Genomic DNA, 25,118 nt, shown 5'->3' with positions numbered 1-25,118 from the left:
GGGGAAGTTTTCATGTGAGCTTTTTCATGGGAGCTGCTGGATGAATTCACTTGTGTGACAGTAACGACAGCCAGAATACTCAAGCGCCTGGTAACGATTCGTGCAGCCAGTCACGCGAAGTAAAGCTCAAGCCTCGATAAACATAACGATAAATAGCCCCAATAGTGGCTATTTGTAACTTCAGGCTATGCTTAAACGCAGTTTTGCTTTGCACATTTGCGCTGCTAGGATCTTCCACGACGCTTGTACCAGACTCGAACAAGAAGAAAGCGCAACCGAACAAGGAGTTCAGAATGAGTTCACAGGTTTCATCCGCCCGCTCGGTTCGACAACCCGCCAGCCGGGATTCGATCGGTGTCGAGGTGCGTAACCACATCGGTCACTTGACCCTCAATCGCCCGGAAGGCCTGAACGCAATCGATCTGGACATGGTCCGCACGCTTCGTCAGCAACTGGATCTGTGGGCTGATGACGCGTCTGTTCATGCGGTGGTTCTGCGTGGCGCAGGCGGCAAGGCGTTCTGCGCCGGGGGCGACATCCGTTCACTGTATGAAAGCCATAAGAACGGCCAGGATCTGCATCAGACCTTCTTTGCTGAAGAATACGAGTTGGACCTGACCATACACCGCTACCGCAAACCCGTGCTGGCCCTCATGGACGGTCTGGTGCTGGGCGGCGGCATGGGACTGGTTCAAGGGGCCGACCTGCGCGTGGTGACCGAGCGCAGCCGGCTGGGCATGCCGGAAGTTGCAATCGGCTACTTTCCGGATGTCGGCGGCAGCCACTTCCTCTCCAGGCTGCCAGGCGGGCTGGGCACCTGGCTGGGCGTTACCGGTTCACAGATCGGCGCTGCCGATGCGCTGTACTGCGGGCTTGCCAACTGGTCGATGAACAGCGAAATGCTGCCGCGCCTGGACCATATGCTTGATCACCTGAAATGGAAATCGACGCCGCTCAAGGACCTGCAGGGAGCCTTGGCCAAGCTGGCCACACAGCGCCTGCCCTACCCGCCCCTGGAAATACTGCGCCCGGCCATCGATCACTTTTTCGGTTTGCCGGACATTCCCAGCATGCTCGAACAACTGCAGGAAGTCGTCATCGGCGATACCCGCGAGTGGGCACTGGACACCGTCAGCCGAATGAAAAGGCATTCGCCGCTGGCCATGGCCGTAACCCTGGAAATGCTCCGCCGTGGACGCCATCTGTCATTGTCTTCCTGTTTTGCCATGGAGCTGCACCTGGACCGGCAATGGTTCGAGCGCGGCGACCTGATCGAGGGCATTCGCGCCCTGATCATCGATAAAGACAAGAAGCCGCAATGGAAACACGCCAGCGCGCAGGACGTCAGTGCTGCGCATGTGCAGAGTTTCTTCAGCGGTCTGGAGAATTGAGTCGTGCACGATCTTGAATTGACCGAAGAGCAGGTAATGATTCGCGACATGGCGCGCGACTTTGCCCGCAACGAAATCACCCCGCATGCCCAGGCCTGGGAAAAAGCGGGCTGGATCGATGACGCACTGGTTGCCAAACTCGGCGAGCTGGGCCTGCTGGGCATGGTGGTCCCGGAGCAATGGGGCGGCACCTACATAGACTACGTTGCCTATGCACTCGCGGTTGAGGAAATCTCCGCCGCCGACGCCGCCACCGGCACGCTGATGAGCGTTCATAGCTCGGTGGGTTGCGGTCCGGTCCTCAACTACGGGACCGATGAGCAAAAACACACCTGGCTGGAAAAGCTTGCCACCGGCCGGGCCATTGGTTGCTTCTGCCTGACCGAACCGCATGCGGGCTCCGAAGCGCATAACCTGCGCACGCGCGCCGAACTGCAAGATGACGAATGGGTCATCAATGGCGCCAAACAGTTCGTCAGCAATGGCAAACGGGCGCAGTTGGCAATCGTGTTTGCCGTGACCGATCCCGAGCTTGGCAAAAAGGGCCTGTCGGCGTTTCTGGTGCCGACCGACAATCCCGGTTTTGTGGTGGACCGCAGCGAGCACAAGATGGGCATTCGCGCCTCCGATACCTGTGCGGTCACGCTGAATAACTGCCGTATCCCGGCAGCCGGTCTTTTGGGGGAACGTGGCAAAGGGTTGTCTATCGCCCTCTCCAATCTGGAAGGTGGCCGTATCGGTATCGCAGCCCAGGCGCTGGGCATCGCCCGAGCGGCCTTTGAAGCGGCGCTGGCCTATGCGCGTGAACGCGTGCAGTTCGACAAGCCGATAATCGAGCACCAGAGCATCGCCAACCTGCTGGCCGACATGCACACCCGCATCAATGCCTCACGGCTGTTGATTCTGCATGCCGCGCGCCTGCGCAGCGCCGGGCAGCCTTGCCTGTCAGAAGCTTCACAGGCCAAGCTGTTCGCCTCGGAGATGGCCGAATGGGTGTGCTCCAAGGCGATTCAGATTCATGGTGGTTATGGCTATCTGGAGGACTACCCGGTCGAGCGTTATTACCGCGACGCACGCATTACCCAGATCTATGAAGGTTCCAGTGAAATCCAGCGCCTGCTGATTGCACGGGAACTGCGTCACTATCTGGTCTGACGCGCCACCACTGCCCCGACAACTTGCGCCGCCGGGGCGTTGCGTCAGCGTCTCACAAATCGCTCTCGCCCCAGTAACGTCACCAGCAATGCGACTGAATCCGCATTTTTGAGCATGACATCGGCACGCTTTCGGACATTTTCGTAAAAAACATCACGCGCCTCTTCAAGGGTTTTCTTGCCGCAGATACGCAGAATAGACTGTTTACCGTTGCCGTCCTTTCGCCTCAGGTCGCGCCACGCGTCGTCGTCGTCCAGTTGCTTGAACAGTTTGTCGCGGTCAGTCTGGTAGGACAATGTCTTCTGCTGCTGGGCAATCAGCTCGTTTCGGATACGCAGCCGATAAGTCGGTGCGTCTTCGAGCAAGTCAACGAATGGGGCCTGAGAATCAACGTACGCAATGTCATCTGTCTTTAAAACCAGATGGGAGAGCTCGTGAATCAGAATAGCGGCGCGATAATGCGGACCAAACTTGAATTCACCCGAACGCATTACTCTGATCTTGAACCGGTAGCTCGGCAACCGAAAGAACTGCTCAGTCAGAAAGACCCGCCTTGACGGATCTGCCTCGAAGATGAAAGCACTCGACGACTCGTTACCCAGTCGATTGACCCCGACTACAAAACGTGGAGAGTCAATGGGTGAGAGGGAGGGGTCCATCAGCGCCTGATAAATATCGGCGACCGCCCTTTTAGTGATGTCATATAGCTGCTTATCCGGAACCTTTTGACCAAAGAAGTCGCCGATGATCTTTTCGGTGCGCGGATCCAGTCCTCCCTCCGGCAACTCGCGGGTTAAATTGGCCAGAGAGGTTTCCAGATAGCGCTGAGCCTGGGCATGTGCATCTTCGATGGACTGGGCCATCTCGCGGTAAGCGTGACGGATTTCGGACATGCCTCGAGCATTGACGACCATTATTTCCTCGACCAGATCGTCGACGAGACTGCCGTCCATACGGGTGAGAGCGCCACCGCCGCCCCTTAGGCCACCCTGGATATCAATCTTCCATTGCTGATCGACATCAAGAATGACCGATGGCCCGACCTTGGTGCCCGCGATGATAAACCAGCCATCCTCATCGTTCTGTAGCTCATAGATTTTGCCATTGATGGCTGCATAATTTTTACCGGTGGCCGGGTCGCGGTAAACACTCAGCAGTTCATCGCGTTGCAGGGTGTACAACGCAGTGTCGTGGACTTCGAATTCACGCAGCCGATCTCGTATCTGCTGCGTCATGGAGCTGTTGCCCCATGAAAACTCAGGTAAGTCAGCGATATCCTCAAGCTGTATGAGCGGGTCAGTCGAGCCGATGCCTTCAGAACCAGGACCGGGCTCGTCACCCTCCCGCGCTGCGGCCGCCGAGGGATCCCCGGAAGTAATCATCACGCCCAGAGCAGCCATGAACTCCGACAGTGCTTTGCCCCAATGCTGATCTCCAGCAGAAATAACCGACATATTCAGGAGAGACTGCCCCTGAATGATGCCAATCAACGCCCCCACACGACCCGGCATGAGCGCCATGATCTGCTCGGCACCCAAGGTAAACAAATACTGCGCCGCCGACCGACGATGTTCGGCGTTAGTAACGCTGTGCTGCTGCACCTCTAACTTCAGGATATCCAGAGCGCCCTTGAACATCAGCAGCAGACAGTTGCCTTCATAAGGATCGATTTGCACGGTCACCGGCGCTGGAGTCTCGAAGGGTGAATCAAACGAAGACTCGACACTGAAGGGCAGGTGTGGCTCCACGAAGCCGCCGTGATCATAGATCTTTCGCACATCAGGATCGACACGATCCAGCATATAAGCCTGAAGGCCAGGAGAGTGATGTATGTCGTGCAGCAGCGCGGCCTGATCCGGGTACTCCTTGAAAACAAATTCCTCGTGCAGCGGTGCGTAGAGTACCCACACCCCTGGCTGACTAACCGAGGGCCCCATCAGGTACGTATTGAGTACGACATTCGGCTCCCAGCCCTCTTTGGCCGCAAGCAGCTTCAAGGGGCTGAACACCATCTTGCAGCCGTTGACAGGAAGTCGCGCGATGGCGTCAGGCATGTTCAGCACGTTTTCGACAACCCGATAGGCCTGTTCGGACAGCTCGTTCTTGAGCCTGAGCGCGAATGCCCGCAGGATGTCCAGCGAAGGGACCTGCTCGACGAACAATTTGCGCCGTTCGAGGTAGCTGGAGGTAGTCGTGGCCAACGCTGAATCCAGCATGCTCCGGAAACCTGTGGCGATGTCCAGTGACGTGACAAGCTCTCGAATATAAGCGGGCGTAAGCGCCGGGTTCAGCGGCTGATTATCCCGTGATGAGAGAGCAATCACGCCGTCCTGTCTGGACAGAAAACGGTTGATGGCATACTCCACAAGGTTTTCACTGACCGCTTGCGTCGCCGCGGGTATCGATTGAGGCGTCTGCCCTGGCGTAACCGGGGCGGGAACATAATGCTCCAGCGTGATCCGGATGTTTTCAGGATCAGGACGAGGCTCGACGAAGTCGGTGTTGAACCTGTTTTTCAGCTGCTCGCAGGAATAGTCGTAGAGGCTGGGGATATCAAACAGAAAATCCTTCTGCCCGACACAGGTCACGTAAAACCGTTGCAGGGCGGCCACCAGCGTAATCTGATCAGCCCTCGACGCGCCGCTGACCCAGGTGGGTACAATGGCTTTGTAGATGATGAACTGAATGGCAACGCCCAGGTAACTTAACGCTTTGCGATTTCGGTCTTCGCGCTCCACGGCTCCCAACAGATTGTTGAAAAGCTCTGATGGCACTCGCCAGCTCACGGCGTCCTGGTAAACGTAGGCCGCTGTGCGCCTCTGACGCTCTATTTCGTCAAGCTGCAACGCTTCGATGAAATGCCCTTCGATGCAGTGCAATGTCACTTTCAGGTCCAGCGAACCTGCACGGGCGCGATGGCCAAGCAGCGCCTGCCTGTCCGGCTCGGCAAGAACGCCTGACACGTGCGAAGCCAGTTCAGTCCCCTTCAGCAACAATGCGACATACTGTTCCAGCGCCTGCAGATTTTCAAAACGTATCAGCCCCTTGCTTAGTACCCAGAGAACGGGCTCACTGCGCGCCAGCCTGTCATGGACGACAAAAGCATTGGACACCTTGATCGCGGGTGATGCCGAGTCGTACTGAACAGCAATGGAAAAAGCATCGACACGCGCGTCACCCAGCGCCGCCCTGAGGCTGGGCAGCGGTCGATCCAGTAACTGCTGGACGCTCTGGATCATTGATTCAGGAAGCGTGGCTATACGCTTTTCAACAAGCAATTCAAGGCGCAGTAAGTACTCTCGAACCAACATGGACATCACACCGGGGTGCATGCGGGTGTCCAGACGGCGAATCGTACGTGAGTAGAATTCGCCTATCTGCTCTTCAAAGCGGCGAGAAAAATCTTCCTGTACACAGACCAGTATTTGCTCAAGCAACGCCAACGGCAGGCGTTGTACCGGTCGATCCAGAATCGGAGTTATCAGCCCTGCAACCACCACGCTGTCAGACAGAGCTGCCTGCGTATAACCGCAAACCCGATCAAGCGCCAACGAAAGCAGGCGCACGGGCACTGAGTCCTCGGCATCCGGTAACACCCAGAGCGTCCGGGCATCCAGTGGCGGTCCTCCAATGACCGCCAGATAACGGTTCAGCGCATGACGCATGCAGCCATCCACACCGGAATGCAGAGCATCAACGCGCTCAAGCAGTGCATCAAGCTTCTTCAGTTTGCCGATCCAGTTGTAAGAAGGCTCGGAGATCAGACCCGACGTCTGCCCACTGCCGACCTGCGCAGTCGCTCCCCACGCCAGATCAAACGCAAGCGGCTCCGGGCGCCAGCGCCCTGAGTCATGCAGGCTCGACAGACGTCCGTCCAGCAACCTGCGGATGTCCAGTGCATCATCAACCCGGACCGGATTTTTTTCAGAATGGATGGCGGGCAGGCCCAGCACGTAACGCAGATTGCGCTTTTGCAAGGCGATGACCGAATCGACGAATTCGCTGAAAAACGCCGCGGTGAGCGCATTCGGGTGCAACTCGACTTGCCCCTGCATCCTGACGGCAGGGTGATCGTTAAGGGATGAGTAAAACAGCAGTCCGGCATGTGAAGGGCCGCTCACTACGTGCGCGATTGCCTGAGCCGAATCGCCGAAGCGCAAGAAACCCGGCAGCGAAGAATAAAGAAACGTGCTCGACAAATCTTCTGCGGGAAAATCAATCAGGAACACGCCAACCTGCTTGACCGGCTCATCTGCGGCCACAGCGACTGACAACCGGCGGACCCGTATCGATTGCGGATCAATCGCGCCAGAACACGCAGGCAGCAGAGTGAGTAAACACCGATACTCGGCCTCGGTCATCGTGCCATGTGCCCGGCTCGCTAAAAGATGCTGACGAAAGCACTCCGCAAGCGCCTGACCGGTAAAGTCTCGCACTGTGCGCCCGTCCAGCCGTTCAGCCATCCAGTAGTCAGCCAGCAATTGCTCGTATACAGCAGGGACTGCGCAGACCGAGTCAGCCAGCGCCTGCTCGAAAAGAGCTGCCTGCGCCTGAGAAAAGGCCTGACCCTCAGCATCCAGAAATTGCCGTTTCAGGCCTGCAGGAAGAGCCTCCAATGAGTATGCCTGCACCGCAGCATCGACCAGGTACTGAGTCCCCATTACCGATGAGACCCCTGGATCCCTCTCAGGGTTGATATCCAGAAGCTGCACGATCTGACTGAAGACGTCGATACCCTCTGCAAGGCCTCTCTGCGCTAAAACGTTCTGCAACGCCTTGCCTGCCGCAGCGCGCATATCCGGCAACGCCTGCAACTGAATAGACAGGCTTTGCAGATGCCCGGCCTGCTGGCGCATGACAGCCAGCGTGCGCGCATCGAACAGCGAGCCGTCGACACGCTCTGCCTCGACAGTAGAGATATCGCTGACGTTGCTGAACCGCTCCTGCAAGGCGGTGAGCAGCGAGGTGCGGCTTTCGAAACGCTCGATTCCGAAAGCCAGCGTACTCAAAAAAAGAGATGTGGCACTTGCAACCGGATCGCTGATCAACCACGCCCCCGCAAGCTCCGCGTCATCAGGCGAATTGTCGCCCATGATCAGCCTGTCGACTCTTGGGAGGCCTGCATCGGTGCCCGGTTCAATACTCGCGGCAAGCAGCCGTTGCAACCACTTGCCATCGTCGCTGCTGATGCGAGAGCTGCCAATTGCGTCCTGAATGTCCTGTGCGAATCGGCTGCGCAGGGAGTCGCTGAAAAAATAGGGAAGTGCTGTTGGCATGTGCTGTTTCCTTTGAATGGCCCTCATCGCTCACTGCGCCGGACGCGTGGCAGAGGAAAAGGAAACAGCTTATTGAGGTAGCGAGAAGCGCCTGCGTTACATAAAGCAATTGATCAGCAGGCGCGCTTCGCTCAAATCAATTGACGGAAGGCTGAGCGTTCTTTTCAACCCAGGCGGCGAAAGCGTTGATGAACTTCTCCAGAAACGGACGGGTTTTGTCGGACAATGCTCCCGCCTCATCAAAAAAGCTCCCGGCACCGCCCAGATAGGCTTCAGGCTGCTGCAGGCACAAGACATCCAGAAACACCAGCGATTGGCGCAGGTGATGGTTGGCACCAAAGCCACCGACCGCACCGGGTGATGCGCTGATCACTGCACCGGGCTTGCCGCTGAACGCGCTTTTGCCGTAAGGACGCGAGCCCACGTCAATGGCGTTTTTCAGGGCGCCGGGCACCGAGCGGTTGTACTCTGGGGTTACAAATAGCACGCCGTCGGCAGCACCCAGTTGCTCGCGAAAAACGCTGTAGGATGGCGGTGGCGAGTAGCCATCGATGTCTTCATTGTAGAGCGGCAGATCACCGATTTCGACGATGTTCAGCTTCAGAGTGGCTGGCGCCAACTCGGCTAGTGCCAGCGCGATCTTGCGGTTGATGGACTCTTTTCGCAGACTGCCGACCAATACGGCAATGGTATGAACCTGGCTCATGAAAATATCCGTCATCTGGTGGAGGAAGGGTTAGGTATAGAACAGAAGCCAGGTTTAGACGACGTCGGCGCCACTCAATTCCGCCTGAACACTGCAAGCGCCTGGATTATTTTTTTCAACAAGGCAAACTCCCCTATAAATCAGTGGTCTACTAGCCTCGATGGATTAGTAAACCAGCAGTTATATTCAGTTTCAGAGGTTACAGAGCAAATGGCTTCAGTTCTCGTCGGACAATTTCATGCCAGAGACGCCGAAGGTCGGGTCTACCCGGTGCATGAGTTCCAGGAATCGCAGCCGGATGAGGCGCAGGACGGGCAGCCGGTGATCACCTACAGACTGGCGATCGGCGACCGGGTAAAACATCTGGGCGGAGAAGACTTTCAACTGGTGCAATCCGGCGTGAAGATCACCCGCACACCCACGTAATGCAGACATCGCTCCCGCCCGAGCCACTGATGCCGGCGGGAAGTCGTCAGTCCTGAAAGATCCGATACCAGAAAATCGCCGTTTCGCGAGTATTGGGATCAATGCCCTTGTAGCGCATGTGATCCACCCCGCCCACCACGTAGCCACAACGTTCGTACAATCTGCAGGCACCCAGGTTGTTGTTCTGGGTTTCCAGAACGATGCCCGGCAAATTGCGCTTGCGACTCCAGAACTCAGCGACATCGAGCAACGAGCGCCCTACGCCATGCCGCCGCGCCAACTCGTCCACGGCCAGCTCATCAATGTATGCGAAGCCGCTCCAGTGAGTACTCATCACGATATGGCCGACCGGGCAGTCGTCCAGCCAGGCAACCATCACCGTGCTGGTCGCGGCGTCGCGATGGTCGGCGAACTCCTGAGAGTCGATACCGTAATTCTTGCTGTAGGGCTCGACCAGCTCAACCTGCCATGAATCAACGCTTTCGCCGATGCGCGGCTGGGCGTAGCCAAGCACGGTAAAGGTAAATTCGCTGTTGAGGATGTAGTCCTCGAAGCATTCGTCTGCAACCCGAATGCTCAAAGCAGGATTTGCCACGGTCATGTCACCATTTGCCGGTTATGGTCAGGAAGAGGCCTGCGCCCCGGCTTCCAGCATTTGTACCCACAGGGCAGGCGCACCGGTGGCCTTGGCGATGGTGGTCATACGGACTTCGTGCTCGGCCAGTTCACTTTCCGAGGCACGAATAATCCGGCAAGGCTTGCGATCAGCTGGCAAGCGGCGAATTTCGCTGCCGCGATTGCCGGAGCCCTCAGCGGAGCCGTTGCCATCCGAGGCGTTGCCGGCCAGCGACAGGCTGGTCTGCCCGCCGGTCATCGCCAGATAGACGTCGGCCAGAATCTCGGAGTCGAGCAAAGCGCCGTGCAGCTCACGACCCGAGTTGTCGACGCCATAGCGTTTGCACAGCGCATCGAGGCTGTTGCGCTGCCCCGGATGGCGCTCGCGGGCCATCATCAGGGTGTCGAGAATCTTGCAGTGCCGGGTGATGTCGGCCTTGTCCTGCGCACCCATCAAGGCGAATTCGTTGTTGATGAAACCAACGTCGAACGCTGCGTTGTGGATGATCAGTTGCGCGCCCTTGATGAACTCGAAGAACTCATCGGCGACTTCGGCAAAGCGCGGCTTGCCGACCAGAAACTCGTTGGTGATGCCGTGAACACCGATTGCGCCTTCGTCACTTTCGCGGTCGGGTTGCAGGTAAACGTGAAAATGCCGCCCGGTCAGGCGGCGACCGATCAGTTCGACACAACCAATCTCGACGATACGGTGACCATCGGTCACTGGCATACCGGTGGTTTCGGTGTCGAGAACGATCGATCTGTTGTCCAGGTTTTGCACTGTCATTGACTGTTGCCTCATCTACAGGCGGCGATTCTACCACGCCGCAGCCGTTGCGAGCCTGCGGCTGGCTATGCGCGCTTGATGCCGCGAACCTCGTCGACGCCACGATTGGCCAACTGGTCGGCACGCTCGTTGCCAGGGTGCCCGATGTGGCCGCGTACCCACTGCCATTTCACCGTGTGACGGCTGACCTGCTCGTCGAGCAACTGCCAGAGATCGGCATTTTTGACCGGCTCTTTGGCGGCGGTTTTCCAGCCACGTTTCTTCCAGTTGACCATCCACTCGGTGATGCCCTTCATCACGTATTGCGAATCGGTCACCAGCGTGACTTCACAGGGGCGCTTGAGCTCTTCGAGCCCGCGAATGGCCCCGGTAAGCTCCATCCGGTTGTTGGTGGTGTTGGCTTCGCCGCCCCACAGCTCTTTCTCGACACCCTTGCAGATCAGCAAGGCGCCCCAGCCGCCCGGGCCAGGGTTGCCCTTGCAGGCGCCGTCGGTGAAGAGTTCAACGCTATCGCTCATTACGACCTTTCCAGAATGATGGGCTTCACCTGCAGCATGGCAGTGCTCAGGAACAATCCTGAGTGTTGCGACTGACCTTGGCCATGGGCATCGGGATCAGCTTGCCGATAGGGTCGCGGCGCACCTGACGCACCGGCCGCAGACCTACCACCAGCTTGCGCGCGACCAGAAGATAGAAACCGCCGCCGGGGCTCTGCCGTCCCTCGCCGAGGCTTTCGAGCCCCGCAAGACGTGATTGCCATGCTGCTGAAGCAAGGGGCGGACGATAGCATCCGAAGCGACGTTTCTCCAGCGCGAAGCCCAGCAGGTTCAGCCAGTCGGCGACCCGCGACGATGAAATGCAGCGCGCCTTGCGCAACGCATCCCGCGCAAAGACATGCCGCACGCCCCAGGCGCTCCAGGGGTTGATACCGATGATCAGCAAGTGCCCGCCCGGCCGCACGCTGCTTGCCGCTTCGCGTAGCAGCCCGTGGGGCGACAGGCAGAAATCCAGGCCATGCTGCAGCACGACCACATCGGCCGCGTGCTCGCTCAAGGGCCAGGCCTGCTCTTCACAGACAATCTCGACGCCCGGCAACGGCGCACCGAGCCGCACATTGCGCTGCACCTGAGGGGCCACGGGCGGGTTTTGCGCAGAAGGCCCGTAATGCACCAGATAACCGCCGAAATAACGCCCCAGCTCTTCGTCGAGAACCCGCCGTTCTTCTTCGAGCAGAAGCTGCCCCAACGGCCCCGAAAGCCATTCACGGGCAGCGCGGATCAATGCAAGCCACTCAGGATCAGCCTGAGCGAACGCTTCATCGGTCATGAGTTCTCCTCCGGAGGTGCTCGCGTACAGCGGCGACAGACTCTAAGATGCACCATTGTCCGCCGCTAAGCGAACTGCGCCATGATACAGATCCATGCCCTTCCTGCTTTCAATGACAACTACATATGGTTGTTACAAGACCTTTCGAGCCAGCAGTGTGTGGTCGTCGATCCGGGCGACGCCGCGCCGGTGCTGGAATGGCTGGCGCAAAACCAGCACTACCGGCTGACCGACATCCTCATTACCCACCACCACAATGATCACGTCGGTGGCGTCGTCGAGCTCAAGCAGGCCACCCAGGCGCGCGTGCTGGGGCCCGCGGCAGAGAGCATTCCGGCCCGCGATGTCGCGCTGATCGACCACGACCGGCTTACCGTGCTCGGTCTCGAGTTCGTTGTGCATGCGGTGCCCGGCCACACCTTGGGCCACATTGCCTTCTACCATGAAGACGCGACCGCGCCGCTGCTGTTCAGTGGCGATACATTGTTTGCCGCAGGTTGCGGACGCCTGTTCGAAGGCACGCCCGGGCAGATGCATGCGTCGCTGGAACGCCTCGCGGCATTGCCGGACAGCACGCTGATCTACTGCGCCCACGAATACACCCTGAGCAATCTGCGTTTCGCCCAGGCCGTCGAGCCAGACAATCAGGATATCGCCGAGCGGCTCGCCCAGGTGACCCTCATGCGCAGCGAAAACCGCATCAGCCTGCCTTCCAGCCTGGCGCTGGAAAAACGCACAAATCCCTTTCTGCGCACCCGTGAAACATCCGTTAAAGAAAAAGCGGACGAACGGAGCGGCGGGCAAAACACCTCGCAGAGTGCGGTCTTTGCCAGCTTGAGGGCATGGAAAGATAAGTTCTGAGCCGACCCTGAAACCGCAATAAAATTCTGAAAGGTTGACCGACGGCAGGCTGGTTCCTAGAATCGCCCGACATTTTCGTCTGGATGTACCCCCCGAACAATGTCGTCATCTATCAGCAAGCCTTCACATTCGGACGCATTGACTCGGTTGGCCCAGGCCATGGCCGTCACCGCGAGCGCGCTTCTGGCCGGCTGCCAGAGCACTGCCAGCGTCGACCCTGTCAGCAGCCACCGCACGCCGAACATGGCCGCCGGTATCAAGCAAAAGCCGATTTTTCTGTCTCACAAGCCCACCACGCCCCTCGCCCCGCCACAAGATGTGTGGGAGCGCATGCGTCAGGGCTTTCAACTGCAACAAGGCAACGACCAGAACCCCCGTATCGATCAACAGCGCCTGTGGTTCGCCAACAACCCTTCCTTTCTGGAAAACGCTGGTGAGCGCGGCAGCCTGTACATGCATTACATCGTAGAGCGCCTCGAAGAACGCAACATGCCGCTGGAGCTTGCCCTGCTTCCGGTGATCGAAAGCGCCTACAACCCGATGGCTGTTTCACGCAGCCAGGCCGTCGGCCTCTGGCAGTTCATCCCGTCCACCGGGCGCTACTTCAACCTGCGCCAGACCAGCTTCTACGACGGGCGTCGCGACATTCAGGCCTCCACGGTTGCCGCACTGGATTACCTGACCCGCCTGCACGACATGTTCAACGGTGACTGGTTGCTGGCCCTGGCCGCTTACAATGCCGGCGAAGGGACTGTCAGCCGTGCCATCGAACGCAACGACAAGCTCAACCTGCCGACCGACTACTGGAACCTGCCACTGCCGCAGGAAACCCGCGACTACGTGCCCAAGCTGCTGGCCCTGTCGCAGGTGGTGCTGTCGCCCGAAGCCTATGGCGTCAACCTCAACCCGATCGCCAACCAGCCCTATTTCGAAGTCGTCGAACTCAACAAGCGTGTCGACCTGTCCAAAGTGGCCAGCGCCGCCGACATCGACGAAGACGAGCTTATCCAGCTCAACCCTGCCTACAAGAAGCGCCTGACCGTCGATGGCCCCCAGCACTTGCTGGTCCCTACGTCCAAGGCGCAACTGCTGACCGCCAGCCTGCTGACCATGAAGCAGGAAGAACTGGTCGCCTGGCAGCCTTACCGCGTGCGCAAGGGTGATACGCTGGAAAGCCTGGCGAGTCGCTATCAGGTCACGACCAGTTCGCTCAAAAGCAATAACAAGCTGGCGGGCAACAAACTGAAAGTCGGCCAGTCCCTGAGCATTCCGGTTCAGCCAGGAACACGCTCCTCGCAACCGGTGTTCGAAGCGCTGGCCAGTAACGACAAGCAGACGCGCACCCGTACTTATAAAGTCAAAAGCGGCGACAACCTGACCACCATCGCGCAAGCCAACAAGGTGGATGTCGAAGACCTGCAACGCTGGAACAAGCTCACCGGCAAGAAGCTCAAGGTCGGTCAGGCGCTGGTCATGCAGGACACCAGCAAAGCCGGCAACAAGGCGGTCGCCAGCGCCAGCAGTAAAGACAGCGAAAAGAAATCCATGCAGTACAAGATCCAGAAAGGCGACTCGATGTACCTGGTCGCCAAGCGCTTCAACGTCGAGATGCAACATCTCAAGCGCTGGAACCCACGTAGCGGGCAGGCCCTCAAACCGGGCCAGACCCTGACCGTTTACCTGCCGCACTGATGACCTCGGCCACTTGCCCTTCAATGACCTTGGGGCGGGTGGCCGGCGCAGTCCTGGCCACGCCCTCACCTGCGGTCTTTTTCCAACGGGAACAAGCTGTTACTGTTAGCGACCCGAAAGCCCAGGTCGTCTGGATAGTGATACGTCCCTTCCTGCTAATCGTCAGCCTGGCCTTGAGCTTCTGCGCCAACGCAGCCATTACCGAAAGTCATGGCTACGCGCAGTTTGGTGTGCTCAAGTACCCGGCCAGCTTCACTCATTTCGACTGGGTCAATCCCGAGGCGCCGAAAGGTGGCACCTTGAGAATGATGGCGTTTGGCACTTTCGATACGCTCAACCCCTACACATTCAAGGGCAGCAGCCCGGTCTCGACCGGAAACTTCCTGCAATATGGCGTCAGTGAGCTGAACGAACCGCTCATGGTCGGCACCGGCCAGTACGACCCCTCCGGCGACGAACCGACGTCCAGTTACGGGCTGATTGCCCAGTCAGTGGAATACAGCGAGGACCGCAGTTGGGTGGTGTTCGACCTGCGCCCGCAAGCACGCTTTCACGACGGCAAGCCGATCACCGCCTACGACGTGGCCTTTTCCTACCGGACCCTGCTCAAGGACGGTCACCCTCAGTACCGCACCGCCCTGCAGGAAGTGCAACGCGTCGATATCCTCAATCGGCACCGCATCCGCTTTGTCTTCAAGCGTTCCGGCAACCCGCTGCTGATCCTGCGTCTGGGCGAACTGCCGGTGCTGCCCCAGCATTACTGGAAAGACAGAGACTTCAAGGCCACGACCTTCGAGCCGCCACTGGGCAGCGGCCCCTACCGCATCACGCGCGTACAGCCCGGACGCCAACTGGTGTTCGAGCGGGTCAAGGATTACTGGGGCAAGGACTTGCCGGTCAATCGCGGCAAATACAATTTCGACCGGGTCGAGGTCGAGTTCTACCGCGACAGTGACGTGGCGTTCGAGGCGTTCAAGGCGGGCGAATTCGATATCTACATCGAACATCAGGCCAAAAACTGGGCCAATGGCTACAACTTTCCGGCAGTCGCCAACGGCCAGGTGATCAAGGCGCAGATCCCGCACCGTATACCGACCCAGACCCAGGGCCTGTTCATGAACACCCGGCGCGCGGCCTTCGCCGACATTCGCGTGCGTGAAGCGCTGGGGCTGCTGTTCAATTTCGAGTGGACCAACCGCACGCTGTTCAGCGACGCCTACGCCCGTTCGACCAGCTACTACCCCAACAGCGAATTTTCCGCGACGGGCCTGCCGACCGGCGGTGAATGGCTGATGCTCGCCCCTTACCGCGATCAATTGCCCCCCAGCCTGTTCACCCAACCGTTTGCGCCATCGAAGACCGATGGCGGCGGCATCCCGCGCGATACCCTGCGCAAAGCCCTGAAACTGCTGACCGACGCAGGCTGGACGCTTTCCGATCAGGGGTTGCTCAACGCGAACAAACAACCGTTGCGCTTCGAGATCCTGTTGGTCAACCCCAACCTTGAGCGCATTCTGCAGCCCTACATTGAGGACCTGCGCCGTCTGGGCATCAATGTCGGCCTTCGCACCGTAGACCGCGCGCAGTACAAACAGCGCCTGGACCGCTTCGACTTCGACATGATTCTCATGACCCTGCAACAGACGCTGAGCCCCGGTCTTGAGCAGTGGCAATATTTTCACTCCAGTCAGGCCACGATCAACGGCAGCAAGAACTACGCCGGTATCGCCAACCCGGTGGTCGATGCGCTGCTGAACAAACTGCTGGCCGCGCAGACCCGTGACGAACAGGTCGCCGCCGCACGGGCGCTGGACCGCGTGCTGCTGTCCCAGCACTACAGCATTCCCAATTGGTACCTGAACAATCACCGGCTTGCCTATCGCAACCGATTCGCCATGGTCACTACCCCGCCCTACACCCTGGGGCTCCGTGCGTGGTGGCTCAAGACTCTGGAGAAGCCCCGATGAACCCATTGCATTCCCTGCGCGCGCAAGCGGCCGGCCTGCTGCTGGCCAGCCTCGCTTGCACGGTACAGGCGGCGCCTCAGCATGGCGTGACGCTGTACGACGAACCGCCCAAATACCCGGCCGACTTCAAGCACTTCGACTACGTGAACCCGGATGCGCCCAAGGGCGGCACGTTCCGTCAGGCAGGCTTTGGCGGGTTCGACAGCCTCAACCCGTTTATCAACAAGGGCGTGCCGGCAGATGACATCGGCTTGATCTACGACACCCTGGCCCGCGCCAGCCTGGACGAACCCTTCAGTGAATACGGGCTGGTTGCCGGCAAAATCGAGAAAGCGCCGGACAACAGCTGGGTACGCTTCTACCTGCGGCCTGAAGCACGCTTCCATGACGGCCACCCGATCCGCGCTGAAGATGTGGAATTCAGCTTCAAGACCCTGATGGAACACGGCTCGCCCATGTACAAGGGCTACTACGCCGACGTCGATCAGGTCGTCGTCGAAGACCCGCTGCGGGTGCTGTTCAAGTTCAAGCACAAGGGCAGCCGCGAAATGCCACTGATTCTTGGCCAGTTGCCCGTGCTGCCCAAGCACTTCTGGGCCGACCGCGACTTCAGCAAAGGCAACCTGGACTTCCCGCTGGGCAGCGGGCCGTACAAGGTGGTCGATGTAAAAGCCGGGCGCTCGGTGCGCTATGAGCGGGTCAAGGATTACTGGGGCAAGGACCTGCCGATCAACAAGGGTTTCTACAATTTCGATGTGCTGACCACCGACTACTACCGCGACAATACTGTCGCGCTGGAAGCCGGCAAAGCCGGGCAGTTCGACTACTGGATAGAGACCAGCGCCAAAAACTGGGCGACCGCCTACAACACCCCGGCAGTCCGCGATGGCAGGCTGGTCAAGGAAGAGCTGCCCAACGGTAACCCGACCGGTATGCAGGGGTTCGTTTTCAACTTGCGCAAACCGGTATTCCAGGATGCGCGGGTGCGCGAAGCGCTGACCTTGCTGCTGGATTTCGAGTGGACCAACAAACAGCTTTTCAACGGTGCCTACAGCCGTACCAAAAGTTATTTCGACAACTCGGAAATGGCCTCAAGCGGCCTGCCCTCTGCCGAGGAACTGAAAATCCTCGAACCGCTGCGCGGCAAGATTCCGGATCGGGTATTCACCGAGGCTTTTCAGCTACCGGTTACCGACGGCAGCGGCATGATTCGCCCACAACAGCGTCGGGCCTTCCAGCTTTTGCAGGAAGCCGGCTGGAAAATCGTCGATGACAAGATGGTCGACACCCAAGGCAACCCGGTGAAGCTGGAATTTTTGATCGCACAGACCGAATTCGAGCGCATCCTGCTGCCTTACAAACGCAACCTGAGTGATCTGGGTATCGAACTGGTGATCCGCCGCGCCGATGTGTCGCAATACATCAACCGGTTGCGTTCGCGGGACTACGACATGATTGTCAGCAGCTTTCCGCAGTCCAGCTCGCCCGGTAACGAGCAGCGCGTGTACTTCGACTCGTCCAGCGCCGACAATCCGGGCAGTCGCAATGTCATCGGTTTGAAGGACCCAGCCGTCGATACGCTGGTCAACGGTCTAATCAACGCCGACTCACGCGCCAGCCTCATCAACTACACCAAGGCCCTTGACCGGGTGTTGCTGTGGGGTTTCTATGTGGCCCCCAACTGGCACATCAAGACCTGGCGGGTGGCTTACTGGAACCACATCGATCACCCCAAGGCCAAGGCGCTTTCTGATATCGGCCTGATGACCTGGTGGGCCAAACCGGATGTCAAACCCGTGACCGCGACCCCGTCAGCCACTGATCAGGCCAAGCCTGCGAACGCGGAGCAATAACATGCTGGCTTATATTCTGCGGCGGCTGCTGCTGATCATTCCGACCCTGCTAGGCATCCTGATCATCAACTTTGTCATCATTCAGGCGGCCCCCGGCGGGCCGGTGGAACAGATGATCGCCAAGATCGAAGGCTTCGACGGGGCCACCAGCCGGATTGCCGGCGGCGGCGCGGAAGTCTCGGTAGCGGGTTCCAACTATCGTGGCGCGCAAGGTCTGGACCCGGCGCTGATCAAGGAAATCGAACGCATGTACGGTTTCGACAAATCGGCACCGGAACGCCTGTGGATCATGATCAAGAACTACGCCACGCTGGATTTCGGCGACAGCTTCTTTCGCGATGCCAAGGTGATTGACCTGATTGTCGAGAAAATGCCGGTATCCATTTCCCTCGGGTTATGGAGCACGCTGATCATGTATCTGGTGTCGATCCCGCTGGGCATCGCCAAGGCCACGCGCCACGGCAGCCAGTTCGACGTCTGGACCAGCTCGGCCATCATCGTCGGTTACGCCATTCCGGCCTTCCTGTTTGCAATCCTGCTGATCGTGGTGTTTGCCGGTGGCAGCTACTTCAACTGGTTTCCGTTGCGCGGCCTGACCTCCAACAACTACGAGGAGCTGAGCACGCTGGGCAAGATTTTCGATTACTTCTGGCACTTGGTGCTGCCCGTCACCGCACTGGTGATCGGCAACTTCGCCACCATGACCCTGCTGACCAAGAACAGCTTTCTCGACGAGATCAGCAAACAATACGTCACCACCGCCAAAGCCAAGGGTCTGAGCAATCACAAGGTGCTTTACGGTCACGTGTTCCGCAATGCGATGCTGCTGGTGATTGCCGGTTTCCCCTCGGCATTCATCGGTATTTTCTTCACCGGCTCGCTGCTGGTGGAGGTGATCTTCTCGCTGGACGGCCTGGGCCTGATGAGTTTTGAAGCCGCTATCAACCGCGACTACCCGGTGGTCTTTGGCACCCTGTTCATCTTCACCCTGCTTGGGTTGGTGGTGAAGCTGATCGGCGACATTACCTACACCCTGGTGGACCCGCGCATCGATTTCGAAAGCAGGAAGCATTGATATGAAGTTGTCTCCTCTCAATCGCCGCCGTTTCGAACGTTTCAAAACCAATCGACGCGGCTGGTGGTCTCTGTGGCTGTTCCTCATTTTGTTCGGCCTGAGCCTGGGCGCCGAGCTGATCGCCAACGATAAACCGCTGGCCGTACGCTACGACGGCCAGTGGTATTTTCCGGTGATCGAGCGTTACCCGGAAACCACCTTCGGCGGCGAATTCCCGCTGGAAGCCAATTACAAGAGCCCGTACATCAAGGAGCTGCTGGCTGCGAAGGATGGCTGGACCCTGTGGGCGCCGATCCCGTTTAGTTACCAGAGCATCAATTACGATCTGAAAGTACCCGCCCCTGCGCCACCGTCCCGGGAAAACCTGCTGGGCACCGACGATCAGGGCCGTGACGTGTTGGCGCGAGTGATTTACGGCTTCAGGATTTCCGTGCTGTTCGCCCTGACCCTGACCATCCTCAGCTCGATTATCGGTGTGATTGCCGGTGCCTTGCAGGGCTATTACGGCGGCTGGGTCGACTTGCTGGGCCAGCGCTTTCTGGAGGTCTGGTCGGGCCTGCCGGTGCTGTACCTGTTGATCATCCTGGCCAGCTTTGTGCAGCCCAACTTCTGGTGGCTGCTGGGTATCATGCTGCTGTTTTCCTGGATGGGCCTGGTGGACGTAGTGCGTGCCGAGTTCCTGCGCGGTCGCAACCTGGAGTACGTGCGTGCGGCTCGGGCGCTGGGCATGGAAAACGGCGCAATCATGTTCCGCCACATTCTGCCCAACGCCATGGTCTCGACCATGACCTTCCTGCCGTTCATTCTCACTGGCGCCATCGGCACCCTGACGGCACTGGATTTCCTAGGTTTCGGCCTGCCCGCCGGTTCACCCTCGCTGGGCGAGCTGGTCGCACAGGGCAAATCCAACCTGCAGGCACCCTGGCTGGGCATAAGCGCGTTTGCGGTGCTGGCCATCATGCTGAGCCTGCTGGTATTCATCGGCGAATCCGCCCGCGATGCATTCGACCCAAGGAAATAAGATGAACAATGACAATCTGATCGAAATCCGCGATCTGGCGGTCGAGTTCGTGACGGGCGACTCGCGGCAACGGGTGGTCGAGAACATCAGCTTCGATATTCGGCGCGGTGAAACCCTGGCGCTGGTAGGCGAAAGCGGCTCGGGCAAATCTGTCACCGCGCATTCGATTCTGCGCCTGCTGCCCTACCCCATCGCCAGCCACCCGAGCGGCACCATTCACTATGCGGGCGAAGACCTGCTGAAAGCAGAAGAGAAAAAACTGCGCTCGATCCGTGGCAACCGCATTGCCATGATCTTCCAGGAGCCGATGACCTCACTCAACCCGCTGCATTCGGTCGAAAAGCAGATTAACGAGGTGCTAGGCCTGCACAAGGGGCTGACCGGCAAGGCGGCCACAGCACGCACGCTGGAGCTTCTGGAACTGGTCGGCATCCCGGAGCCACATAAACGCCTCAAAGCCCTGCCACACGAGCTATCAGGCGGCCAGCGCCAGCGCGTGATGATTGCGATGGCGCTGGCCAACGAACCCGAGCTGCTGATTGCCGACGAACCGACCACTGCGCTGGATGTCACGGTACAGCTGAAAATCCTCGAATTGCTCAAGCAATTGCAGGCTCGACTGGGCATGGCACTGTTGCTGATCAGCCACGACCTCAACGTGGTGAGGCAAATAGCCAACCGAGTATGTGTCATGCAGCGCGGTTGCATCGTCGAACAGGCATCGTGCGAAGAATTGTTCCGTTCGCCGCAACATCCTTATACCAAAGTGTTGCTCAGCGCAGAGCCCAGCGGCGGTCCTTCGACCAACCCGGCCGGTGCTCCGCTGCTCGAGGTCGAGGACCTGAAAGTCTGGTTCCCGATCAAAAAAGGCCTGCTCAAGCGCACGGTCGACCACGTCAAGGCGGTGGACGGCATTGGCTTCAGTCTGCCGCAAGGGCAAACACTGGGTATCGTGGGTGAAAGCGGGTCGGGCAAATCGACGCTGGGGCTGGCGATTCTTCGACTGATTGGCAGCCAGGGCACCATACGTTTCAAGGGCAACGCGCTAGAATCTCTGTCGCAACAGCAGATCCGACCGTTGCGCAGGCAGATGCAGGTGGTGTTTCAGGACCCGTTTGGCAGTTTGAGCCCGCGCATGTCGGTGGGTGAAATCGTCGGCGAAGGCTTGCGCATCCACGGCATGGGCACGCCTGCCGAGCAGCAGACGGCGATCATCGAAGCACTCAGGGAGGTTGGCCTGGATCCGGACACCCGGCACCGCTATCCCCATGAATTCTCTGGTGGTCAGCGGCAGCGAATTGCCATTGCCCGGGCGCTGGTGCTCAAACCGGCGCTGATTCTGCTGGACGAGCCGACCTCGGCCCTCGACCGGACCGTGCAGCGCCAGGTGGTCGAATTGCTTCGCTCGCTGCAAACCAAGTACAACCTGACATATTTGTTCATCAGCCATGACCTGGCTGTCGTCAAAGCGCTGAGCCACCAACTGATGGTGGTCAAGCAAGGCCAAGTGGTCGAACAGGGTGCAGCGCAGGAAATCTTCGCCGCACCGCAACATCCTTATACACAGCAGCTGCTGGAGGCCGCTTTTCTAGCCCCCGTAGCTGTCGATTAACCTGAACCTGAAGAGGAACAACACATGGGTTTTCTCGCCGGTAAGCGCGTCCTGATCGTCGGTGTCGCCAGTAAACTGTCCATCGCATCCGGTATCGCCGCCGCCATGCATCGTGAAGGTGCTGAGCTTGCCTTCACCTACCAGAACGACAAACTCAAGGGTCGTGTCGAAGAGTTCGCCGCAGGCTGGGGTTCAGGCCCTGAGCTGTGCTTCCCTTGCGATGTGGCCAGCGACGAAGAGATCAACAAGGTCTTTGAAGAGCTGAGCAAGAAGTGGGACGGCCTGGACGTGATCGTTCACTCGGTTGGCTTCGCGCCGGGCGACCAGCTCGATGGCGACTTCACCAACGCCACCACCCGCGAAGGTTTCCGCATCGCTCACGACATCAGCGCCTACAGCTTCGTGGCCCTGGCCAAGGCCGGTCGCGAAATGATGAAAGGCCGCAATGGCAGCCTGCTGACCCTGTCATACCTGGGCGCAGAGCGCACCATGCCTAACTACAACGTCATGGGCATGGCCAAGGCCAGCCTGGAAGCCGGCGTTCGTTACCTGGCCGGCAGCCTGGGCCCGGAAGGCACTCGCGTCAACGCCGTGTCGGCAGGTCCGATCCGCACGCTGGCCGCTTCGGGCATCAAGAACTTCCGCAAGATGCTGGCAGCCAACGAAGCGCAGACCCCTCTGCGCCGCAACGTCACCATCGACGAGGTCGGCAACGCCGGCGCGTTCCTGTGCTCGGACCTGGCGTCGGGCATCAGCGGTGAAATCATGTACGTCGATGGCGGTTTCAACACAACCGCGATGGGCAGCATGGACGAGTAAGACGGCAAGCGCCGCTCCCCGCGAGCGGCACTTTCCTGCAGCTTACTTTCCTGCACTCAAAAAGAAGGCCGCTCACTGAGCGGCCTTCTTTTTTGGGCAGGTTTCGAGCTTAGAACTTCTCGATCTTCGCCTGGCTTTCCAACTGTGCACGGTAGGCCGCGAAATCCTGCTGGCCGGCACGCGACGCGAGGAAGCGGCGATATTGCGCCTTTTCCGCATCAGTCGGTGCAGCGGCCTGATTCACGCCATTGAGACGCACAATCACGAAGCTGCCATCGGCTGCGGTAATGCTGGCAAATTCCGGCTTGTCCTTGGCAACAGGCTTTGGCATGCGAAACAGCGCCTGCAGAACTTGAGGATCAACACCTTCCTGACTGCGAGAAACCGCTTCCATCGATTTCCAGTCACGACCGTCCTGCTTCGCAGCCAACGGGATCTTGCCATCACGCAGTCCGGCCAGCAGAGCCTCGCCCTTGGTCTTCGCAGCAGCCGTGGCGTGCTCCTTGACCAGTTGAGCGCGAATCGAGCTGGCAACGCTCTCAAGCGGCAACTGCTGCGGTTGCAGGTGCTCTTTGGAGCGCACAACCAGAACGGTCTCCGGATCCAGCTCCAACGTGTTGCTGTTGGAACCCTCTTCCAGGACTTCCGGGCTGAACGCAGCCTGGATGACCGCGCGGTTGGCCGTCAGGCCTTCACCGCCTTCACGACCGAATGGCGCTGTGGTCTGAACCTTCAGACCCAGGTCCTGTGCCGGTTGAGTCAGATCGGAGGATTCAAATGCAGAATCTTCCAGCTGCTTGGTCACTTCGACAAACTTCTGCTCGACCAGCTGCGATTTCAGATCGTTGCTCAGCTTTTCTTTCAGGCTGGCAAAGGTCGGCACCGACGGCGCTTCGACGCCCAGCAGCTTGATCAAATGCCAGCCGAAGTCTGTGCGCACGGGCTGCGAAACCTGGTCCTTGTTCAAGGCATACAGCGCCTCTTCAAAAGCCGGGTCGTAGACGCCCTTGCCTGCAAACCCAAGATCACCGCCCTTGCTGGACGAACCAGGGTCCTGCGAGAACTCTTTGGCCAGCGCTGCGAAATCCTCACCCTTGGCCAGACGCTGTTGAATTTCTTCAACCTTTGCCTTGGCCTGATCGTCGTTCAGCTTGTCGTTCACTTCGATGAGGATGTGTGCAGCACGACGCTGTTCCGACAGGTTGGCGATTTCTTTCTGATAGGCCGCCTGCAAGTCTTCGTCCTTGACCGTCACCTTGTCGAAGAAAGACGATTTCTTCAATTCGATGTAATCAAGCACAACCTGCTCAGGGCTCATGAACTCCTTGGCATGCTGGTCGTAGTGAGCCTTGACTTCGTCGTCGGTCACTTTGACTGCAGAAGGATCAGCCGGCAGCGTCAGCGAAGCGAAATCACGCGTCTGTTTTTCCAGACGGGCAAAAGCGTCAACCTGTGCGTCGGTCACGAAGGCACTGCCCGCAACACCCGCACGCACCTGACCGATGAGCATTTCCTGACCCAGCATCTGGCGAAATTGCATGCGGCTGTACCCGAGCTGACGAATCACCTGGTCGAATCGGTCAGCACTGAACTTGCCATCAACCTGAAACTCAGGCGTCTGCAACAGCTGTTGATCCAGCGCGGCGTCGGAAAACGAGAACCTGGCATCGCCTGCGCCTTGCAGCAGCAGCTTGCGATCGATCAGGCCTTTGAGGGCCGATTCACGCAGCAGTTTTTCGTCGAGCATCGCAGGATCGAAATCCTTGCCCAACTGCTGCGCAAGCTGCTGAGCCAACTGGCGGCGCTGCATGTCCACAGCCTGACTCAACTCATTCTGAGTGATGTCCTCGCCGTTGACCTCAGCTGCGTTCTGCTTGTTGCTGGTAGCGGTAAACATTGCCTCGATGCCGGTGAAGGCCATCAGAGCGATGATGATTCCGATAATTGTCTTGGCAATCCAGCCTTGTGAATTGTCCCTGATGTTCTGCAGCATTGCGTCCCCCAAAACGGTTGAACTGACTAACCAACCGCGGAGCGTGGGTAGAAAGCGGATAGAAGAAAGGCGCATCCGAGGATGCGCCTTCTCGTAACTGACGAAGCGGTAGGGCTCGAACCCTTCGGTGTCGCAACCGAACGCACCACCGCTGCGCTACTGGACCAGAACGGGTCTGACCCAGCGGGCAAAAGCATCAAGAGGCTTAGTTGACAGCTTCTTTGAGAGCTTTACCGGCTTTGAAACCTGGTTTTTTAGCAGCAGCGATTTCCAGCGTCTTACCGGTCTGAGGATTGCGACCGATGCGAGCAGGACGATCAGTCACGGAGAACGTACCAAAGCCAACCAAAACAACCGAGTCGCCAGCCTTCAGAGCGCCAGTGACGGATTCGATCACTGCGTCCAGCGCACGGCCAGCAGCAGCTTTCGGGATATCAGCAGATGCAGCGATAGCATCAATCAGTTCCGACTTGTTCACTCTAAGTCCCCTTATCTCTATATTGAGTATGTTTCTAAGTTTTAGGTGTTAAGCAAAACGAGCGC

At 58.7% G+C, this 25,118-nt stretch carries 20 protein-coding genes; 12 read left to right on the top strand and 8 right to left on the bottom strand.

Translation table 11 applies throughout. The annotated features are described in order from the left end of the window. The first annotated feature begins 293 nt into the window (after positions 1 to 293). Positions 294 to 1,391, top strand: coding sequence for an enoyl-CoA hydratase/isomerase family protein (locus QRN38_RS03425; RefSeq protein WP_007245225.1), 1,098 nt, complete (start codon positions 294 to 296; stop codon positions 1,389 to 1,391). Between the two features lie 3 nt (positions 1,392 to 1,394). After that, positions 1,395 to 2,546, top strand: a complete 1,152-nt coding sequence (locus QRN38_RS03420; RefSeq protein ID WP_057418450.1) for an acyl-CoA dehydrogenase family protein — start codon at positions 1,395 to 1,397, stop codon at positions 2,544 to 2,546. Positions 2,547 to 2,590: 44 nt separating this feature from the next. Here the strand turns inward: QRN38_RS03420 and QRN38_RS03415 are convergent, their stop codons facing one another. Together QRN38_RS03415 and QRN38_RS03410 are read right to left on the bottom strand one after the other, a co-directional pair. Then, positions 2,591 to 7,822 (bottom strand): dermonecrotic toxin domain-containing protein, encoded by a 5,232-nt coding sequence (locus QRN38_RS03415; protein ID WP_057418451.1) that lies wholly within the window; start codon positions 7,820 to 7,822, stop codon positions 2,591 to 2,593. Positions 7,823 to 7,958: 136 nt separating this feature from the next. Beyond that, the gene (locus tag QRN38_RS03410) at positions 7,959 to 8,528 is read right to left on the bottom strand and encodes an NADPH-dependent FMN reductase (RefSeq protein ID WP_024667312.1); all 570 of its coding nucleotides are present in this window, start codon (positions 8,526 to 8,528) and stop codon (positions 7,959 to 7,961) included. A 210-nt stretch (positions 8,529 to 8,738) separates the two neighbouring features. On the opposite strand from QRN38_RS03410, the gene QRN38_RS03405 reads away from it, so the two are divergent. After that, positions 8,739 to 8,954, top strand: a complete 216-nt coding sequence (locus QRN38_RS03405; RefSeq protein ID WP_003376227.1) for a hypothetical protein — start codon at positions 8,739 to 8,741, stop codon at positions 8,952 to 8,954. A gap of 46 nt (positions 8,955 to 9,000) precedes the next feature. Here QRN38_RS03405 and QRN38_RS03400 read toward each other — a convergent pair whose 3' ends face one another. From QRN38_RS03400 to QRN38_RS03385, 4 genes are all read right to left on the bottom strand, one after another. Next, a complete protein-coding gene (locus QRN38_RS03400; RefSeq protein ID WP_005770773.1) occupies positions 9,001 to 9,555 on the bottom strand; it encodes a GNAT family N-acetyltransferase in 555 nt (184 codons plus the stop codon). Positions 9,556 to 9,576: 21 nt separating this feature from the next. Continuing rightward, positions 9,577 to 10,356 carry a DNA polymerase III subunit epsilon gene (gene dnaQ, locus QRN38_RS03395; RefSeq protein ID WP_007245221.1) on the bottom strand — a complete coding sequence of 260 codons (780 nt, stop codon included), beginning with the start codon at positions 10,354 to 10,356 and terminating at the stop codon, positions 9,577 to 9,579. Positions 10,357 to 10,421: 65 nt separating this feature from the next. Then, positions 10,422 to 10,874 (bottom strand): ribonuclease HI, encoded by a 453-nt coding sequence (gene rnhA / locus QRN38_RS03390; protein WP_003376234.1) that lies wholly within the window; start codon positions 10,872 to 10,874, stop codon positions 10,422 to 10,424. A gap of 46 nt (positions 10,875 to 10,920) precedes the next feature. Then, entirely contained in the window at positions 10,921 to 11,682 is a 762-nt protein-coding gene (locus QRN38_RS03385; protein ID WP_007245220.1) for a methyltransferase domain-containing protein, read from the bottom strand. An 81-nt stretch (positions 11,683 to 11,763) separates the two neighbouring features. Here QRN38_RS03385 and gloB point away from each other — a divergent pair, with 81 nt between their 5' ends. The 8 genes from gloB to fabI all read left to right on the top strand — a co-directional run bounded on the left by gloB (position 11,764) and on the right by fabI (position 22,582). Beyond that, a complete protein-coding gene (gene gloB, locus QRN38_RS03380) occupies positions 11,764 to 12,543 on the top strand; it encodes a hydroxyacylglutathione hydrolase (protein WP_007245219.1) in 780 nt (259 codons plus the stop codon). A gap of 99 nt (positions 12,544 to 12,642) precedes the next feature. Then, on the top strand, positions 12,643 to 14,235 hold the full coding sequence (locus tag QRN38_RS03375; RefSeq protein WP_057415873.1) for a LysM peptidoglycan-binding domain-containing protein: 1,593 nt from the start codon (positions 12,643 to 12,645) through the stop codon (positions 14,233 to 14,235). A gap of 137 nt (positions 14,236 to 14,372) precedes the next feature. Further along, positions 14,373 to 16,202, top strand: coding sequence for an extracellular solute-binding protein (locus tag QRN38_RS03370; RefSeq protein WP_057418452.1), 1,830 nt, complete (start codon positions 14,373 to 14,375; stop codon positions 16,200 to 16,202). Continuing rightward, complete coding sequence (locus tag QRN38_RS03365; protein ID WP_007245216.1) at positions 16,199 to 18,055, top strand: extracellular solute-binding protein; 1,857 nt, start codon at positions 16,199 to 16,201, stop codon at positions 18,053 to 18,055. Before QRN38_RS03370 ends, QRN38_RS03365 begins: the two co-directional genes overlap by 4 nt. Before the next feature lies 1 nt (position 18,056). After that, a complete protein-coding gene (locus QRN38_RS03360) occupies positions 18,057 to 19,130 on the top strand; it encodes a microcin C ABC transporter permease YejB (protein WP_005619548.1) in 1,074 nt (357 codons plus the stop codon). Between the two features lies 1 nt (position 19,131). Further along, positions 19,132 to 20,151 (top strand): ABC transporter permease, encoded by a 1,020-nt coding sequence (locus QRN38_RS03355; protein WP_057418453.1) that lies wholly within the window; start codon positions 19,132 to 19,134, stop codon positions 20,149 to 20,151. Position 20,152: 1 nt separating this feature from the next. Continuing rightward, on the top strand, positions 20,153 to 21,763 hold the full coding sequence (locus QRN38_RS03350) for an ABC transporter ATP-binding protein (RefSeq protein WP_007245215.1): 1,611 nt from the start codon (positions 20,153 to 20,155) through the stop codon (positions 21,761 to 21,763). Between the two features lie 24 nt (positions 21,764 to 21,787). Then, the gene (gene fabI, locus QRN38_RS03345) at positions 21,788 to 22,582 is read left to right on the top strand and encodes an enoyl-ACP reductase FabI (protein WP_005770759.1); all 795 of its coding nucleotides are present in this window, start codon (positions 21,788 to 21,790) and stop codon (positions 22,580 to 22,582) included. A 109-nt stretch (positions 22,583 to 22,691) separates the two neighbouring features. Here the strand turns inward: fabI and QRN38_RS03340 are convergent, their stop codons facing one another. Then, entirely contained in the window at positions 22,692 to 24,575 is a 1,884-nt protein-coding gene (locus QRN38_RS03340) for a SurA N-terminal domain-containing protein (protein ID WP_057418454.1), read from the bottom strand. An 81-nt stretch (positions 24,576 to 24,656) separates the two neighbouring features. Here QRN38_RS03340 and QRN38_RS03335 point away from each other — a divergent pair, with 81 nt between their 5' ends. After that, on the top strand, positions 24,657 to 24,788 hold the full coding sequence (locus QRN38_RS03335) for a hypothetical protein (protein ID WP_010203028.1): 132 nt from the start codon (positions 24,657 to 24,659) through the stop codon (positions 24,786 to 24,788). Here QRN38_RS03335 and QRN38_RS03330 read toward each other — a convergent pair. Next, positions 24,781 to 25,053: an HU family DNA-binding protein gene (locus tag QRN38_RS03330; RefSeq protein WP_002552737.1), complete on the bottom strand. Its 273-nt coding sequence runs from the start codon at positions 25,051 to 25,053 to the stop codon at positions 24,781 to 24,783. The genes QRN38_RS03335 and QRN38_RS03330 overlap by 8 nt on opposite strands. Between the last annotated feature and the right edge of the window lie 65 nt (positions 25,054 to 25,118).

This window comes from Pseudomonas sp. CFBP2511 (genome assembly GCF_030209255.1).
In the GTDB taxonomy this organism is placed as follows: domain Bacteria; phylum Pseudomonadota; class Gammaproteobacteria; order Pseudomonadales; family Pseudomonadaceae; genus Aquipseudomonas; species Aquipseudomonas avellanae.
Note: the sequence above shows the minus strand (reverse complement) of the source record. Positions and strands in the feature narration are given on the sequence as shown.

Bases quoted from the DNA above. Each gene is read 5' to 3' on its own strand.
- QRN38_RS03425 (WP_007245225.1), top strand. From the start codon at position 294: ATGAGTTCACAGGTTTCATCCGCCCGCTCGGTTCGACAACCCGCCAGC.
- QRN38_RS03415 (WP_057418451.1), bottom strand. From the start codon at position 7,822: ATGCCAACAGCACTTCCCTATTTTTTCAGCGACTCCCTGCGCAGCCGA.
- QRN38_RS03410 (WP_024667312.1), bottom strand. From the start codon at position 8,528: ATGAGCCAGGTTCATACCATTGCCGTATTGGTCGGCAGTCTGCGAAAA.
- QRN38_RS03405 (WP_003376227.1), top strand. From the start codon at position 8,739: ATGGCTTCAGTTCTCGTCGGACAATTTCATGCCAGAGACGCCGAAGGT.
- QRN38_RS03400 (WP_005770773.1), bottom strand. From the start codon at position 9,555: ATGACCGTGGCAAATCCTGCTTTGAGCATTCGGGTTGCAGACGAATGC.
- dnaQ (WP_007245221.1), bottom strand. From the start codon at position 10,356: ATGACAGTGCAAAACCTGGACAACAGATCGATCGTTCTCGACACCGAA.
- rnhA (WP_003376234.1), bottom strand. From the start codon at position 10,874: ATGAGCGATAGCGTTGAACTCTTCACCGACGGCGCCTGCAAGGGCAAC.
- QRN38_RS03385 (WP_007245220.1), bottom strand. From the start codon at position 11,682: ATGACCGATGAAGCGTTCGCTCAGGCTGATCCTGAGTGGCTTGCATTG.
- gloB (WP_007245219.1), top strand. From the start codon at position 11,764: ATGATACAGATCCATGCCCTTCCTGCTTTCAATGACAACTACATATGG.
- QRN38_RS03375 (WP_057415873.1), top strand. From the start codon at position 12,643: ATGTCGTCATCTATCAGCAAGCCTTCACATTCGGACGCATTGACTCGG.
- QRN38_RS03365 (WP_007245216.1), top strand. From the start codon at position 16,199: ATGAACCCATTGCATTCCCTGCGCGCGCAAGCGGCCGGCCTGCTGCTG.
- QRN38_RS03360 (WP_005619548.1), top strand. From the start codon at position 18,057: ATGCTGGCTTATATTCTGCGGCGGCTGCTGCTGATCATTCCGACCCTG.
- QRN38_RS03355 (WP_057418453.1), top strand. From the start codon at position 19,132: ATGAAGTTGTCTCCTCTCAATCGCCGCCGTTTCGAACGTTTCAAAACC.
- QRN38_RS03350 (WP_007245215.1), top strand. From the start codon at position 20,153: ATGAACAATGACAATCTGATCGAAATCCGCGATCTGGCGGTCGAGTTC.
- fabI (WP_005770759.1), top strand. From the start codon at position 21,788: ATGGGTTTTCTCGCCGGTAAGCGCGTCCTGATCGTCGGTGTCGCCAGT.
- QRN38_RS03340 (WP_057418454.1), bottom strand. From the start codon at position 24,575: ATGCTGCAGAACATCAGGGACAATTCACAAGGCTGGATTGCCAAGACA.
- QRN38_RS03335 (WP_010203028.1), top strand. From the start codon at position 24,657: ATGCGCCTTCTCGTAACTGACGAAGCGGTAGGGCTCGAACCCTTCGGT.